Source organism: Roseospirillum parvum (assembly GCF_900100455.1).
GTDB lineage: Bacteria > Pseudomonadota > Alphaproteobacteria > Rhodospirillales > Rhodospirillaceae > Roseospirillum > Roseospirillum parvum.
Window position 1 is genome coordinate 34983 of the sequence record NZ_FNCV01000001.1, and the last position, 14280, is coordinate 49262.

Below are 14280 nucleotides of genomic sequence, written 5' to 3' on the forward strand. Positions count from 1 at the left end.
GAACCCGGTTCATCGATCTTGCCCGGCCGCGTGGCGCCGGGGGAGCGATCTTAGACCCATTCGGGCAAGGATTTGAACCATGGAAATGACACACCCCGGGGCGGCGCGCGGGCCATGCGGCCAGCCCCGGGGCCGATTTTGGTGTGAAAGGCTACCGAAAGCGCCGGCAATCGCGCATACTATTTGTTCGGGGCACCTTCATCCGCCCCGCAAACGGCCGTTCGGCCGGTTCCCCGCCCGTTCGGGCGTCGTCCGGCCGGCGGCGATTTCACGGGAGAGTCGATCCATGCGCATCGTTGCTTTCGTGGCTGCCGTTGCCCTGACCGGGACGCCAGCCTTGGCGGCCGATCTGGTCAACCAGGATGGCAGTGATCACACCGTCCTGATGGACATTCTGGGCGAGACCACCGAGGTGACCGTCGCCGCCGGCGAAACCAAGGCCGGGGTGTGCGACATCTGCACCTTCCAGATGACCGAGGACAGCGAACCGGTTCTGGTCATGGAGGGCCAGAAGGCGGTGATCCAGGGCGGGGCGCTCAGCGTCGCCGAGTAGCCGTGGCGCGGTAACCGACCAGGGGGCCGACACCAGAACGGCCTGACACCCACCCGGGAGTCAGGCCGTCGTTGTGTGTGGGCGCCGGGTTCGGGGTCTGGGCCGACCCCCGGCGATCAGGCCACGGCGGCGGTGCTGGGGGTGGCCACCGGGCGGCGCACCTCGGCGTCGTAGTCGGCGATCATGGCCTGACAGACCTGCCCCGGGGTGAACTTGTAGGGGCCGATCTCGCCGACCGGGGTCACCTCGGCGGCGGTGCCGGTCAGGAACACCTCGTCGGCCTGGGCGAACTCCTCGGGCAGGATGGCCCGCTCGATCACCTCAAGGCCGCGCGCCCTGGCCAGCCCGATCACCGTGCGCCGGGTGATGCCGTCGAGGAAGCAGTCGGGCTTCGGGGTGTGCAGCTTGCCGTCGATGAGCAGGAAGATGTTGGCCCCGGTGGCCTCGGCCACCTGACCGCGCCAGTCCAGCATCAGGGCGTCGTGGTAGCCTTCCGACTCGGCCTTGTGCTTGGACAGGGTGCAGATCATGTACAGCCCGGCCGCCTTGGCGTGCACCGGCGCGGTGCGCGGGTCGGGGCGCCGCCAGTCGCTGATGCGAAGCCGGATGCCGGCCATGCGGGCCTCGGGCGAGAAGTAGGACGGCCATTCCCAGGCGGCGATGGCCAGATGGATCGAATTCTGCTGGGCCGAAACGCCCATCATCTCGCTGCCCCGCCAGGCCACCGGGCGCACGTAGCCGTCGGTGATGCCGCTGGCGGCCAGCACCTCGGCGTGGGCGGCGTCGATCTGATCGGCGCTGTAGGGCAGCGAAAAGCCCAGCACGTTGGCCGAATAGATCAGCCGCTCGGTGTGTTCCCTGAGCTTGTAGACCGTGCCACCGTAGACCCGCTCCCCCTCGAATACGGACGAGGCGTAGTGCAGCCCGTGGCTGAGCACGTGAATCTTGGTCTCGGCCCACGGGCAGAGCCGGCCGTTGTACCAGATGACGCCGTCGCGCTGGTCGAAGGGGATGGAAGCCATGGTCTTGTCGCCTTGTTTTGATCGTCTTGGAAAGGAATGGTTCGGGAATTGTCGGATTGCTGCGTATACCGTCCGACCGAGGTCAGATTGTGTCTGGCCACCGAGGGGTTGCGTAACATCGTGAGGCGCGATATGTCAATAGTGCTGACGTACTTGGCGGGGCCCCGGCCGCTCCGCCGCAGGCTGTAAGGATCAGGCGATGAGCGGCATCAAGGGCGGGGTCAACCCGCTGTTCCTGCGCGAGGAAGACCTGCGCCAGGGCATCGAGCTTCTGTTTTTCGCCTACCGCGACTTCACCGCCGAGGCCGACGCCATCCTGGCCGACATGGGCTTCGGGCGGGCCCACCACCGGGTCATCTACTTCGTCGGCCGCCATCCGGGGATCAGCGTCAGCGAGCTTCTGGGCATCCTCAAGATCACCAAGCAGAGCCTGAGCCGGGTGCTGTCCCATCTGGTCGCCGAGGGGCTGATCGTGCAGCACCAGGGCACGCGGGACCGCCGCCAGCGCCTGCTGCACCTGACCGAGCAGGGCCAGGCCCTGGAACGCCGGCTGACCGAATGCCAGCGCGAGCGGGTCGCCCGGGCCTATCGGGCGGCCGGGGCGAGCGCCGTCGAGGGGTTCCGCAAGGTGCTCGGCGGGCTGCTCGACTCGCCGCTGCCGCGCCCCGGCCCGGCGGCCACCGACGGCGCGCCGCTGGCCGAGCCCGATCCCCTGACCACCCGGCGCTCGGCCTGACAGCCTCTTCCCTGAAAGCCGCTTCCATGACCACCCGCGACCTGCTCGGCGACCTGCGCCATCACATCCTGGTGGTCGACGATGATCGCCGGCTGCGCCGCCTGCTCAGCGACTACCTGTCGGGCGAGGGCTTCATGGTCTCGACCGCCGCCGATGCCGCCGAGGCCCGGGCCCATCTGGCCGCCCTGACCTTCGATCTGGTGGTGCTCGACATCATGATGCCCGGCGAAAGTGGGCTCGAGGTGGCCGCCGCCCTGCGCGCCGAGGAGGCCGACCCGGGCGCGCCGCCGCCGGTGCCGATCCTGCTGCTGACCGCCATGGCCGAGCCCGAGGACCGCATCCGGGGCCTCGAGGTGGGGGTCGATGACTACCTGACCAAGCCCTTCGAGCCGCGCGAGCTGCTGCTGCGCATCAACGCCATCCTGCGCCGCCTGCCGCGTCCGGCGGCGGCCCCGGCGGCCCCCTTGCGCTTCGGCGCCCTGACCTTCGATCCGACCGCCGAGTTGCTTTCCGGGGCCACCGGCGCGGTCCACCTGACCGCCGCCGAGTTGAACCTGCTGGCCGTGCTGGCCCGCCACAACGGCGAGACGATCAGCCGCGACGAGCTGGCCGAGGCGACCGGCAACGCCGCCAACCCGCGCGCCGTCGACGTGCAGGTGACCCGGCTGCGCAAGAAGATCGAGCCCGACCCCCGGCTGCCCCGCTACCTGCTGACCGTGCGCGGCCAGGGCTACCGGCTGAGGCCCGGCGAATGACCATCTTCGGCACGCCGCGCCTGCTGCGCCGGCTCAGCCCCAAGGGGCTGCTGGCGCGCTCGCTGCTGATCATCGTGGCGCCGCTGATCCTGGTCCAGGTGATCACCGCCTATGTCTTCTACGACCGCCACTGGGACACCATCACCCGGCGCCTGACCAACGCCCTGGCCGGCGAGATCGCCCTGGTCCTCGACGAGGCGGCCCACCACCCGGAGGAACTCCAGCGCCTGCACGCCACCGCCGGGCTCTACCTGCAACTCAGCTTCGACTATCAGGAGGGCCGGGTGCTGCCCAACCAGCCGCTCAGGCTGACCAGCGCCCTGGCCCGCAACATGGCCGCCGCCCTGGAGGAACGGGTGCGCCGGCCGTTCCTGATGGACCTCGAGCGGCCGGACGGCAAGGTGCGGATCGACATCCAACTGCCGCGCGGCGTGCTGGTGGTGACCACCGAGCAGAAGCGCATCTCCAGCTTCACCGCCGACCTGCTGATCTATTGGATGGTCGGCGCCTCGGTGCTGCTGTTCGCCCTGGCCACCCTGTTCATGCGCAATCAGGTGCGCTCGGTGCGCCGCCTCGCCGCCGCCGCCGACGCCTTCGGCAAGGGCCGCGAGATCGGCCAGTTCAAGATCGAGGGGGCCCGCGAGGTGCGTCAGGCGGCCCAGGCCTTCAACCTGATGCGCGAGCGCATCGGCCGTCAGGTGGCCCAGCGCACCGAGATGCTGGCCGGCGTCTCGCACGATCTGAGGACCCCGCTGACCCGCATGAAGCTCCAGCTTTCCCTGGCCCGGCGCCATCCCGACAGCGGCCTGGGCGCCGACGGCCTGGACGACCTGCTGGACGACGTGGCCGAGATGGAGCGCATGGTCGAGGCCTATCTGGCCTTCGCCCGCGGCGAGGGCACCGAGGCGCCGGTGCCGACCGATCTGGCCGGGCTCATCGAGGAGGTGGTGGGCCGCTTCCGCCGCCACGGGGCGCTGGTCGACCTGCACCTGGAACGCAGCCTGACCCTGCCCCTGAAGGTGCAGGCGGTGGACCGCTGCCTGTCCAACCTGCTGGCCAACGCCAGCCGCTTCGCCCGGCACGTCAGCGTGCGCCTGGGCGAGCGCCAGGGGGCGGCGGAAATCCTCATCGACGACGACGGCCCCGGCATCCCCGAGGCCGAGCGCGAGGAGGTCTTCCGCCCCTTCCACCGGGTCGAGCGTTCGCGCAACCCGGCGACCGGCGGCTGCGGCCTGGGGCTGACCATCGCCCGCGACGTGGTGCGCGGCCACGGCGGCGAGATCGCCCTGCTCGACAGCCCCCTGGGCGGCCTGCGCGTGCGGGTCCGCTTGCCGCTGTGAGGGGGGATCGGACCCTGATAGGGTGCGTCGAGGATTGGGAAACCGGGAGATGACGGCGTGCGTTTGGTCGGGGTGTTGCTGACGGTTCTGCTCACCGGCTGTGCCAGCCTGAGCGAGGACGAGTGCCGGACCGCCGACTGGGCGGCGATCGGCTATGCCGACGGCGCGGCGGGGCGGCCGGGCAGCCGGCTGGAGGATCACCGGGAAGCCTGCGCCGAGTACGGCATCGCCCCGGTGCTCGCCGCCTACCGCGCCGGGCGGGGCGAGGGCCTGCTGGAGTACTGCCGCCCGGCCCGGGGCTATGCCGAGGGGCTGGACGGCAAGACCTACCGGGGCGTCTGCCCGGCCCATCTGGAGGCCGATTTCGTCGCCGCCCATCAGGCCGGCCGGGACATCCACCGCCTGGAAGAGGAGGCCGAGGACCTGGCGGCCGAGGTGACCGACCTCGACCAACAGCTCGACACGCTGCGCCGGCGCCGCGCGTCCCTGAAATCGGCGGCCTTGACCGGCGAGACCCTGGAGGCGCGCACCAACGCCCTGCTTCGGCTCGATGACCTGGATACGGAACTGCGCCGTCTGGACAACCGGCGGGCCGACCTTCTGGTCCGCCGCGTCCACCTGGAGGAACGGGCCTTCCGGCGGCGCGCCGAGGCCGCCGCCCGTTGGAGCGGCAAGCCATGAGGCGGGCCGTTGTCGTCCTCTGCGCCCTGCTGCTCCTCGCCGCGCCGGCCAAGGCTCTCAGCCCCCAGGACTTGACCCCCCAAGACCTGACCCCCCAGGACCTCACTCCGGGCGAGCCCGGCGTGGTCGCGCGGGTGCTGGATGGCGACACCGTGGACCTCGACGACGGCCGGCGGGTCCGCCTGCTGGCCATCCAGGCCCCGGAGATGAATTACGGCCGGGGCACCCCCGAGCCCTTCGCCGAGGCGGCCACCGCCGCCCTGGTCGAACTGGCCGAGGGGCGCCGGGTGACGCCCCATTTCGACCGCGCCCGCCACGACCGCCACGGCCGCCTGCTGGCCCATCTGGTGCGCGCTGACGGCCTGTGGCTGGAGGCCGAGTTGATCGACCGGGGGCTGGCCCGGGTCTACACCTTCGCCGACAACCGCGCCCTGGGCCCCGCCCTGCTGCGCCGCGAGGCGGCGGCACGCCAGGCCCGGCGCGGCCTGTGGGCCGACTCGCGCCACGCCATCCGCGCCGCCACGGCGGTGGCCCGCCTGCTCGGCGAGGTCGGCACCTTCCAGTTGGTCGAGGGCACGGTGCGCGACGCCGCCCGGGTGCGCGACCACATCTACCTCAACTTCGGCCCCGACTGGCGCACCGACTTCACCGTCCGCGTCGACGAGCCGGCGTGGCCCCTGTTCCAGCAGGCGTTCCGTGGGCTCGGGGTCGATCTGCTGGCCCTGGAGGGGCGGACGGTGCGGGCCCGGGGCTGGCTGCGCAACCGCAACGGCCCGATGCTGGTGCTCGACCATCCGGAGCGGCTGGAGGTGGTGGAGTAGGGGGGAAGGTCAGGCCGCCTCGCTGGGCACCCGGGCGAGCAGTTGCAGGCGGCTCCAGTCCTTGATCATCAGGCCGGAGATGCGCCGCGACACCACCCCCTCGCGGGCCAGTTCGCCCAGCGTCTGGGCGACGTTCTCCTTGGCCGTGCCGGCCCAGGCGGCGATCTCGCTGTGGCTGGGCACGCTCTTGATGAAGTACTCGCCGGGGCGCCTGGGGTCGGGCTCGGCCAGACGGACCAGCTCGCAGATGATGCGTTGGGTGTCGGAAAGGGTGCTGAGTTCGGTCACCCGGGCGTCCAGCCGGCGGACCATCCCGGCCAGATGGTGCAGCATCTCGATGGCGACCACCGGGTGGGACTTCAGCAGTTCCATGAAGGTGGGGCCGGGGATGGCGGCGATGACGGTCTCGGCGGCGGCGATCACGCGGGCCGAGCGGGGCCGCTGGTCGATGGCCGACAACTCGCCGAAGAAGTTGCCGGCGGTGATGTTGGCCAGGGCCACTTCCTGTTCGCCCAGGGCCACCGTGTAGGTGTAGGTGAGGACGCGCACCGCGCCCTTGACGACGAAATAGACGTCGTGACAGTCGTCGTCCTGGTCGATGATCTGTTCGTCGACGGTGTAGCGCTGCCAGGTGCAGGCCCGGGCGAAGTCGCGCAGCCCCTCGGCCGGCACGTCCCGGAGCAGGAAGATCCCATCAAGCGATCCGGTTTCGACCAGTTCCACCGCGCCGCTCCACCACCCGGCCATTTTCCCGCCCACGGGTTTGCACCCCTCTGGGCGGTTCCGCCGGCTTCTCCGGCGGCCGAGTCGGTTCGGGCGCCGGTCGCCCCCGAAGCCTCTCGTCAAGTCACTGTACGGCAGAGCAGGGCGCGGGAAAAGCCCGCTTTTTCCCGCCCGCCGGGGTCACTCGGCGGCCAGCCAGGGCTGCTGGGTGGTGCGGCGGCCTTCGAAGTCGTCGATCAGCTCGCGGCGCTCCAGGGTCAGGCCGATGTCGTCCAGCCCGTTGAGCAGGCAGTGCTTGCGGAAGGGATCGATGTCGAAGCGGATGGTGCCGCCGTCGGGCCCCTTGATCTCCTGGTTCTCCAGGTCGATCGTGATGGTGGCGTTGGCGCCGCGTTCGGCGTCGGCCATCAGCTTGTCCACCTCCTCCTGGGGCAGGCGGATGGGCAGGATGCCGTTCTTGAAGCAGTTGTTGTAGAAGATGTCGGCGAAGCTGGGCGCGATGATGCAGCGGATGCCGAAGTCGAGCAGGGCCCAGGGGGCGTGCTCGCGCGAGCTGCCGCAGCCGAAGTTGTCGCCGGCGACCAGGATCTGCGCCCGGCGCCAGGCCGGCTGGTTGAGCACGAAGTCGGGCACCTCGTTGCCGTCGCCATCGAAGCGCATCTCGTCGAACAGGTGGGCCCCCAGGCCGGTGCGCTTGATGGTCTTCAGGAACTGCTTGGGGATGATCATGTCGGTGTCGACGTTGATCATCGGCAGCGGGGCGGCGACCCCGGTCAGGCTGGTGAACTTGTCCATCGGGCCTATCCCTTCAGCTTGCGGGCCAGCATGACGGACAGCAGGCTTTCGGCGACGGTGTCGGCCTCGCTGTCCTCATCGTCGGGGTCCATCGCCCCGGTGGCGTCCTCGTCTTCCTCGACCCAGGCCCAGATGACGTCGCCCTCGTCGCCCTCGTCGCCCTCGTCGCCCGTCCCGTCCAGGTCGCCGAGGTCGTCCAGGTCGTCCAGGTCGGGGGCGAAGGGGTCGTTGGCCGGGGTGGCGATCAGCTCGACCAGACTGGTGCCGCGCACCAGGGCGCGCATCACCGGCTCGGGCAGGACGATCTCGCTGGCCAGCCGGGGGATGCCGGTGGCCGGGTCGAGGGTCAGGGCGGGTGAACAGGCGCGGGCCATGACGGCGGGCTCTCCGAGGGGGGCTTGGAAGAAGGTGCGGACTAGAAGAAGGTCCGGACGTCGGTCAGGCGGCCGGTGATGGCGGCCGCCGCGGCCATCGCCGGGCTCATCAGGTGGGTCCGCCCGCCGCGCCCCTGGCGCCCCTCGAAGTTGCGGTTCGAGGTGGCGGCGCAGCGCTCGCCGGGGCTCAGGCGGTCCTCGTTCATGGCCAGACACATCGAGCACCCGGGGGCGCGCCATTCGAAGCCGGCGTCCAGGAAGATGCGGTCCAGGCCCTCTTCCTCGGCCTGTTCCTTGACCAGCCCGGAGCCGGGCACGATCATCGCGCCGACCCCCGGGGCCACCGTCTTGCCGACCTTGAGCGCCCGCTCGACCACGGCGGCGGCGGCGCGCAGGTCCTCGATGCGGCCGTTGGTGCACGAGCCGATGAAGACCCGGTCGATGGCCACCTCGGTGAGCGGCGTGCCGGGGGTGAGGTCCATGTAGGCCAGTGCGCGCTCGACCGCCTTGGCCTTGGCCTCCGGGAAATCGCCGGGGCTGGGCACGCGGGCCGAGATGGGCAGCGCATCCTCGGGCGAGGTGCCCCAGGTGACGAACGGCTCGAGGGTCGTCGCGTCGATGCTCACCGTCTTGTCGAAGTGGGCCCCGGGGTCGGTCTTCAGGGTCCGCCAGTGGGCCACGGCGGTTTCCCACAGGGCGCCCTTGGGGGCCATGGGGCGGCCCTTGAGGTATTCGAAGGTGGTCTCGTCGGGGGCGATCAGGCCGGCCCGGGCGCCCGCCTCGATGGTCATGTTGCAGACCGTCATGCGGCCTTCCATGGACAGCCCGCGGATCGCCTCGCCGGCGTACTCGATGACGTGGCCGGTGCCCCCGGCGGTGCCGATCTCACCGATGATGGCGAGCACCAGATCCTTGGCGGTCAGGCCCTCGGGCAGGGCGCCGGCGACCTCGACCAGCATGTTTTTCGCCGGCGCCTGACGCAGGGTCTGGGTGGCCAGGACGTGCTCGACCTCCGAGGTGCCGATGCCGAAGGCCAGGGCCCCGAAGGCGCCGTGGGTGGCGGTGTGGGAATCGCCACAGACGATGGTCGCCCCGGGCAGGGTGAAGCCCTGCTCCGGGCCGACGATGTGCACGATGCCCTGGCGGATGTCGCTCATGCCGAGGTAGGTCACCCCGAAGTCGCGGGCGTTGCTTTCCAGCGCCTCGACCTGGGTGCGGCTTTCCGGGTTGGCGATGTCGGCTGCCCCGGCCATCGTCTCGCGCCCGGCGGTGGGCACGTTGTGGTCGGCCATGGCCAGGGTCAGGGCCGGGCGGGCGACCTTGCGACCGGCGGTGCGCAGCCCCTCGAAGGCCTGCGGGCTGGTCACCTCATGGACCAGATGCCGATCGATGTAGATCAGGCAGGTGCCGTCCTCCTGGACCTCGACCAGGTGGTCGGCCCAGATCTTGTCGAACAGGGTGCGGGGCTCGGCCATCGTCTCTGTCGCCAATTGATGTCTTTCAGGGGAATAGGGACGGCGGGGCGGCCCGTCAGGCGCCCCGCCGGCCTTGGCGTGCCGAAGGAGAAGGGACCTACTTGCCCTTCTCGGACTTCTCGGCCTCGGCGGCGGCCTTGGCGGCGGCGGCCTTGGCGCGATCGATCTCGCGCTCGGCGGCCTGCGCCCGGGCGGTGCCCTGGGTGTCCTCGATGATGCGGGCCGACCGGCCGCGACGGTCGCGCAGGTAGTACAGCTTGGCCCGGCGCACCCGGCCCTTGCGGATCACCTCGATGCGCTCGATGACCGGCGCGTACAGCGGGAAGACGCGCTCCACGCCCTCGCCGAAGCTGATCTTGCGCACCGTGAAGCTGGAGTTGATGCCGGCGTTCTTGCGGGCGATCACCACGCCCTCGAAGACCTGGATACGCTCGCGGGTGCCTTCGACCACGCGCACGTGGACCTTGACGTTGTCGCCGGGGCGGAAGTTCGGCACCGGCCGCTTGGCCAGCAGCTTGTCGACCTGCTCCTGCTCGACTTCTTGCAGAATGTTCATGGCTGTTCCTTTCTACCCTCTTGCTCTTGCTTCTGTGCGGCGAGGTACCGATCCCACAGATCGGGGCGCCGCCACCGGGTGGTGTCTTCACTCATGGCGCGCCGCCAGTCGACGATGCGCGCGTGGTGGCCGGAAAGCAGAACCTCCGGCACCGACCGACCGGCCCAGACCTGGGGCCGGGTATAGTGGGGATGCTCCAGCAGCCCCGTCTCGAAACTCTCCGCCTCCAGGCTTTCCGTCTTGCCGACCACCCCGGGGAGCAGCCGGATCACCGCGTCGAGCAGGGCCATGGCCGCTGCCTCGCCGCCGGAGAGGACGAAGTCCCCCAGGCTGATCTCCTCGGGTGCCCAGGCCTCCAGGACCCGTTGGTCCACCCCCTCGTAGCGCCCGCAGAGCACGGTGAGGCCGGGCTCGGCGGCCAACTCGCGGACCAGCGGTTGGTCCAGCACCCGGCCCCGTGGGGTCAGGTAGACGAGGCGGCCCGATCCCGGCCCGGGATGGGTGGCGGACAGGGCCCGGTCGATGACGTCGGGGCGCATCACCATGCCGGCCCCGCCGCCGAACGGACTGTCGTCCACGGTGCCGTGCTTATCGCCCGCGAAATCGCGGATGTCCACCGTTTTCAGGGTCCATACGCGATCCATCAGGGCCTTGCCGGCCAGCGAGGCGCCAAGCGGCCCGGGGAACATTTCCGGGAACAGGGTGAGCACCCGGACGTCGAACGGGGCGGTGTCGGCGGTCGGGGCCTCGGTCGGGCTCATGCCCCGTCCTCCGCCAGTTTCTCCGCCAGTTCTTCCTCCGCCAGTTCTTCCTCGGGCGGATCGACGACCAGCCGGCCGCCGGCCAGATCGACCGTGGGCACGGCGGCGCGGGTGAAGGGGACCATCAGCTCGCCGGCCGCGCCCTTGATCTCCAGCACGTCGCCGGCCCCGAAGTCGTGCACCGCCGTCACCGCGCCCAGGGCCCGGCCGCCGGTATCCTCGACGGCGAGCCCGATCAGGTCGGCGTGGTAGAAGGTCTCGTCGTCCTCGGGCGCCGGCAGGGAATCGCGCTCCAGCCACAGCTCGGTGCCCTTCAGGGCCTCGGCGGCGGTGCGGTCGTCGATCCCCGAAAGGCGGGCCAGCACCACCCCCTTGGCCCGGCCGGTGACGGCCACCGTGAAGCGGCGGCCGTCGGCCGTGGCCAGGGGGCCGTAGGCGGCGATGTCGGCCGGCTCGGCGGTGAAGCTCTTCAGGCGCACCTGACCCTTCACCCCGTGCGGGCCGGTGACCACGCCAAGCAGCAGCCGCCCCGGGCGCATGGTTGGCGGGGCCCCTTAAGAGGCCGCCTCGGCGCCCTCGGCGGCCGCCTCGGCGGCGGCCTTGGCCCGCTCCTCGGCTTCGCGCAGGCGCTCCTGGGCCTTGGCCTTGAGCTGGTTCTTCTTGGTCTGCTCGGGGATCGCCGGGGCGGCCATCAGGCCCTTGGCGGCGAGCAGGCGGGCCACCCGGTCGGTCGGACGGGCGCCGTTGGCCAGCCAGTGGCTGACCCGCTCTTCCTTGAGGCGCACCCGCTCCTCGTGGTCGTTGGCCAGCATCGGGTTGTAGGTGCCCAGCTTCTCGATGAAGCGGCCATCGCGCGGCATCCGCGAATCGGCGACCACGATGCGGTAGACGGGACGGCGCTTGGCGCCACCACGGGACAGGCGAATCTTCAACGACATGGGGGTTGGTGTCTCCTTTGGGGATCGAATTCGGGGAGTGAAACGGGTGCCCCCGGGTGGGGGCGGCTGGCAACCGAGGAGGGCCGAAGCCGTCCTACTTTTTCTTTTTGCGGAACTTGGACTTGCGGCCTCCCGGCGGGGGCATGGCGCCGGGCAGGCCGGGCATGCCGCCCATCCCGCCGCCCATGGGGCCGCCCAGGCCGGGCAGGGCGGGGCCGCCGGCGATGCCGCCGCTGGGCGGCGGCAGGGCGCCGCCGGGGGCCTGCGGGGCCTCGCCGCCGGGGCCGCTCAGGGCCTCCTTGAAATCGTTGGGGTCGAAGCTTTCCGGCAGGCCCATCTGCGAGAGCTGGTCGGCCCCGCCGGGCATGCCGCCGCCGGTCAGGGCACTCATCAGGGCCTTGCGGCCGCCGGCCTTCTTCATGTGCTTCATCACGGTGGCCATCTGCTGGTGCTGCTTCAGCACCTTGTTGACCTCCTGCACCGGGCGCCCGCAGCCGGCCGCGATGCGCCGCTTGCGGCTGGCCTTGATGAGCTCGGGATGGCGCCGCTCCTGGCGCGTCATGGACAGGATGATGGCTTCCTGGTGCTTGATCATCCTATCGTCGATGTTGGCCTCGGCGATCTGCTTCTTCATCTTGGCCAGCCCCGGCATCATGCCCAGCAGGCCCTTGAAGTCGCCCATCTTCTGGATCTGCTGAAGCTGCACCAGCATGTCTTCCAGATCGAACTTGCCGGCCATCATCTTCTTGGCCATGCGCTCGGCGGCGTCCTGGTCGACGGTCTGCGCCGCCTTTTCCACCAGGCTGACCACGTCGCCCATGCCCAGGATGCGGTTGGCGATGCGGTCGGCGTGGAAGCCCTCCAGGCCGTCCAGCTTCTCGCTGGTGCCGAGCAGCTTGATCGGCCGCCCGGTGACGGCGCGCATGGACAGCGCCGCGCCGCCGCGCGCGTCGCCATCGACCCGGGTCAGCACGATGCCGGTGACACCCACCTTCTCGTTGAACTCGCGGGCCGTGTTGACGGCGTCCTGGCCGATCATGGCGTCGGACACCAGCAGCGTCTCGGCTGGCTCGGTCAGCGCCGAGACCTCGGCCACCTCGTCCATCAGCTCCTGGTCGATGTGCAGGCGCCCGGCGGTGTCGAGGATCACCACGTCGTAGCCGCCCTTGCGCGCCTCCTCCAGGGCCCGGCCGGCGATGGCCACCGGCTTCTGGCCCTTGACGATGGGCAGGCAGTCGACCTCGGCCTGATCGGCCAGCACCTGCAACTGGTGCTGGGCGGCCGGGCGGTAGACGTCCAGGCTGGCCAGCAGCACCTTCTTCTTCTGGTCGTTCTTGAGCTTGCGGGCGATCTTGGCCGAGGTGGTGGTCTTGCCCGAGCCCTGAAGACCGACCATCAGGATCGGCACCGGCGGGGTGGCGGCCAGATTGAGCCCGGTCTCCTCGGTGCCCAGGGTGTCGATCAGGGCATCGTGGACGATCTTGACCACCATCTGCCCCGGGGTGACCGACTTGACCACGTCCTGGCCGATGGCCTGTTCCTTGACCCGGGCGACGAATTCCTTGACCACCGGCAGGGCGACGTCGGCCTCGAGCAGGGCGACCCGGATCTCGCGCATCGCCGTGTTGACGTCGGACTCGCTCAGCGCGCCGCGCTTCTTCAGCTTGTCGAGCGTCGCGCCCAGGCGACTGGAAAGGGAATCGAACATCACGCCACCCCTGGCGGTTGAAACGGACGAATGGTGCCAGCTTTCGGACAAGCACCAACGGCGCCAGCTTTTGGACAAGCGCCAACAGCGCCAGTGCGCGAACCTCGCGGACTGACGGGCCCCCTCGGGAGCATTGAGATGCCCGAAGCGGAAAACAGAAGCCGCCCTTTTAGACCGCCCACCCCACCCGGGTCAAGCCGCAGCGGTTCTTGCGGACGTTCGCCGGGCGGTTCATAACCACGCCATGCGCCGCCTTCACCACCACCCGCTGTGCCCGTTCTCCCGCAAGGTTCGCCTGTGCCTGGGCGAAAAACGCCTGGATGCCGAGCTCATCGAGGAAAAGCCCTGGGAACGGCCGCCCCATCTGCTGGCCCTCAACCCGGCCGGCAACCTGCCGGTGCTGTGCGAGGCTGAGAATGGCCCCACCGTGGCCGACGCCCAGGCCATCGCCGAATACCTGGACGAAGCCCACCCCGACCCCGGCCTGCTCGGCCCCGACCCCAAGGCCCGCGCCGAGGCCCGCCGCCTGACCGCGTGGTTCGACCACAAGTTCTTCGACGAAGTAACCCGCCACCTGTGGGGCCAGAAACTGTGGAGCCGACTGGCCGGCGGCCCACCGCCCGATTCGCGCGTGCTCAGGGCCGGCAAGGCCAACATCCATACCCACCTGACCTACATCGCCTGGCTGGCCGAACGACGCCGCTGGCTGGCCGGCAACAGCCTCTCCCTGGCCGACCTCGCCGCCGCCGCCCAACTGTCGGTGATCGACTACAGCGGCGACGTGCCCTGGAACGACCACCCACTGGCCAAGGACTGGTACGCCCGCCTGAAATCCCGCCCCGCCTTCCGCCCCCTGCTCGCCGATACCGCCCCCGGCATCACCCCCCCACCCCACTACGCCGACCTCGACTTCTGACCCTGGCAACGGCGGTGACGCCAAGGGGGCGCCGCCCCCTTGGAACCCCCGCCGGGGGGACCAGGGGCCCCCCCGGACCCCCGCCGTGACTTAAAACCCCACCGAGGGGGGCTTGCCCCCCTCGGT

17 protein-coding genes are annotated in these 14280 nt (G+C 70.6%); 7 read left to right on the top strand and 10 right to left on the bottom strand.

Translation table 11 applies throughout. From position 1 onward, the window contains the following. Positions 1–286 precede the first annotated feature (286 nt). On the top strand, positions 287–553 hold the full coding sequence (locus BLR95_RS00135) for a hypothetical protein (protein ID WP_092613910.1): 267 nt from the start codon (positions 287–289) through the stop codon (positions 551–553). Between the two features lie 116 nt (positions 554–669). Here the strand turns inward: BLR95_RS00135 and BLR95_RS00140 are convergent, their stop codons facing one another. After that, positions 670–1575: a branched-chain amino acid aminotransferase gene (locus BLR95_RS00140; protein WP_092613911.1), complete on the bottom strand. Its 906-nt coding sequence runs from the start codon at positions 1573–1575 to the stop codon at positions 670–672. A gap of 199 nt (positions 1576–1774) precedes the next feature. Between BLR95_RS00140 and BLR95_RS00145 the strand changes: the two genes are divergently transcribed. From BLR95_RS00145 to BLR95_RS00165, 5 genes are read left to right on the top strand one after another with little or no spacing between them, the layout of a single operon-like run. Then, positions 1775–2311 (top strand): MarR family winged helix-turn-helix transcriptional regulator, encoded by a 537-nt coding sequence (locus BLR95_RS00145; protein ID WP_092613912.1) that lies wholly within the window; start codon positions 1775–1777, stop codon positions 2309–2311. Between the two features lie 26 nt (positions 2312–2337). Beyond that, positions 2338–3066, top strand: coding sequence for a response regulator transcription factor (locus BLR95_RS00150; RefSeq protein ID WP_092613913.1), 729 nt, complete (start codon positions 2338–2340; stop codon positions 3064–3066). Further along, positions 3063–4406: an ATP-binding protein gene (locus BLR95_RS00155; RefSeq protein ID WP_092613914.1), complete on the top strand. Its 1344-nt coding sequence runs from the start codon at positions 3063–3065 to the stop codon at positions 4404–4406. The genes BLR95_RS00150 and BLR95_RS00155 overlap by 4 nt, the downstream gene beginning before the upstream one ends. A gap of 57 nt (positions 4407–4463) precedes the next feature. Further along, positions 4464–5087, top strand: a complete 624-nt coding sequence (locus BLR95_RS00160) for a DUF2799 domain-containing protein (RefSeq protein ID WP_176787492.1) — start codon at positions 4464–4466, stop codon at positions 5085–5087. Then, entirely contained in the window at positions 5084–5908 is an 825-nt protein-coding gene (locus BLR95_RS00165; RefSeq protein ID WP_092613916.1) for a thermonuclease family protein, read from the top strand. The genes BLR95_RS00160 and BLR95_RS00165 overlap by 4 nt, the downstream gene beginning before the upstream one ends. A 9-nt stretch (positions 5909–5917) precedes the next feature. Here the strand turns inward: BLR95_RS00165 and BLR95_RS00170 are convergent, their stop codons facing one another. The 9 genes from BLR95_RS00170 to ffh form a co-directional block, all read right to left on the bottom strand. Next, positions 5918–6631, bottom strand: coding sequence for a Crp/Fnr family transcriptional regulator (locus BLR95_RS00170; protein ID WP_176787494.1), 714 nt, complete (start codon positions 6629–6631; stop codon positions 5918–5920). A gap of 180 nt (positions 6632–6811) precedes the next feature. Further along, complete coding sequence (gene leuD, locus BLR95_RS00175) at positions 6812–7426, bottom strand: 3-isopropylmalate dehydratase small subunit (RefSeq protein ID WP_092613918.1); 615 nt, start codon at positions 7424–7426, stop codon at positions 6812–6814. Between the two features lie 5 nt (positions 7427–7431). Next, a complete protein-coding gene (locus tag BLR95_RS00180; RefSeq protein WP_092613919.1) occupies positions 7432–7800 on the bottom strand; it encodes a hypothetical protein in 369 nt (122 codons plus the stop codon). 41 nt (positions 7801–7841) lie between these two features. Beyond that, the gene (gene leuC / locus BLR95_RS00185; protein ID WP_092613920.1) at positions 7842–9275 is read right to left on the bottom strand and encodes a 3-isopropylmalate dehydratase large subunit; all 1434 of its coding nucleotides are present in this window, start codon (positions 9273–9275) and stop codon (positions 7842–7844) included. 97 nt (positions 9276–9372) lie between these two features. After that, on the bottom strand, positions 9373–9831 hold the full coding sequence (gene rplS / locus BLR95_RS00190; RefSeq protein ID WP_092613921.1) for a 50S ribosomal protein L19: 459 nt from the start codon (positions 9829–9831) through the stop codon (positions 9373–9375). Further along, the gene (trmD, locus tag BLR95_RS00195; protein WP_092613922.1) at positions 9828–10592 is read right to left on the bottom strand and encodes a tRNA (guanosine(37)-N1)-methyltransferase TrmD; all 765 of its coding nucleotides are present in this window, start codon (positions 10590–10592) and stop codon (positions 9828–9830) included. The genes rplS and trmD overlap by 4 nt, the downstream gene beginning before the upstream one ends. Then, on the bottom strand, positions 10589–11131 hold the full coding sequence (gene rimM / locus BLR95_RS00200) for a ribosome maturation factor RimM (RefSeq protein WP_092613923.1): 543 nt from the start codon (positions 11129–11131) through the stop codon (positions 10589–10591). The genes trmD and rimM overlap by 4 nt, the downstream gene beginning before the upstream one ends. A gap of 15 nt (positions 11132–11146) precedes the next feature. Next, positions 11147–11530: a 30S ribosomal protein S16 gene (gene rpsP / locus BLR95_RS00205; RefSeq protein ID WP_092613924.1), complete on the bottom strand. Its 384-nt coding sequence runs from the start codon at positions 11528–11530 to the stop codon at positions 11147–11149. Positions 11531–11624: 94 nt separating this feature from the next. Then, positions 11625–13238: a signal recognition particle protein gene (ffh, locus tag BLR95_RS00210; protein WP_092613925.1), complete on the bottom strand. Its 1614-nt coding sequence runs from the start codon at positions 13236–13238 to the stop codon at positions 11625–11627. Between the two features lie 244 nt (positions 13239–13482). Between ffh and BLR95_RS00215 the strand changes: the two genes are divergently transcribed. Further along, positions 13483–14154 (top strand): glutathione S-transferase family protein, encoded by a 672-nt coding sequence (locus tag BLR95_RS00215; RefSeq protein WP_092613926.1) that lies wholly within the window; start codon positions 13483–13485, stop codon positions 14152–14154. Positions 14155–14280 lie beyond the last annotated feature (126 nt).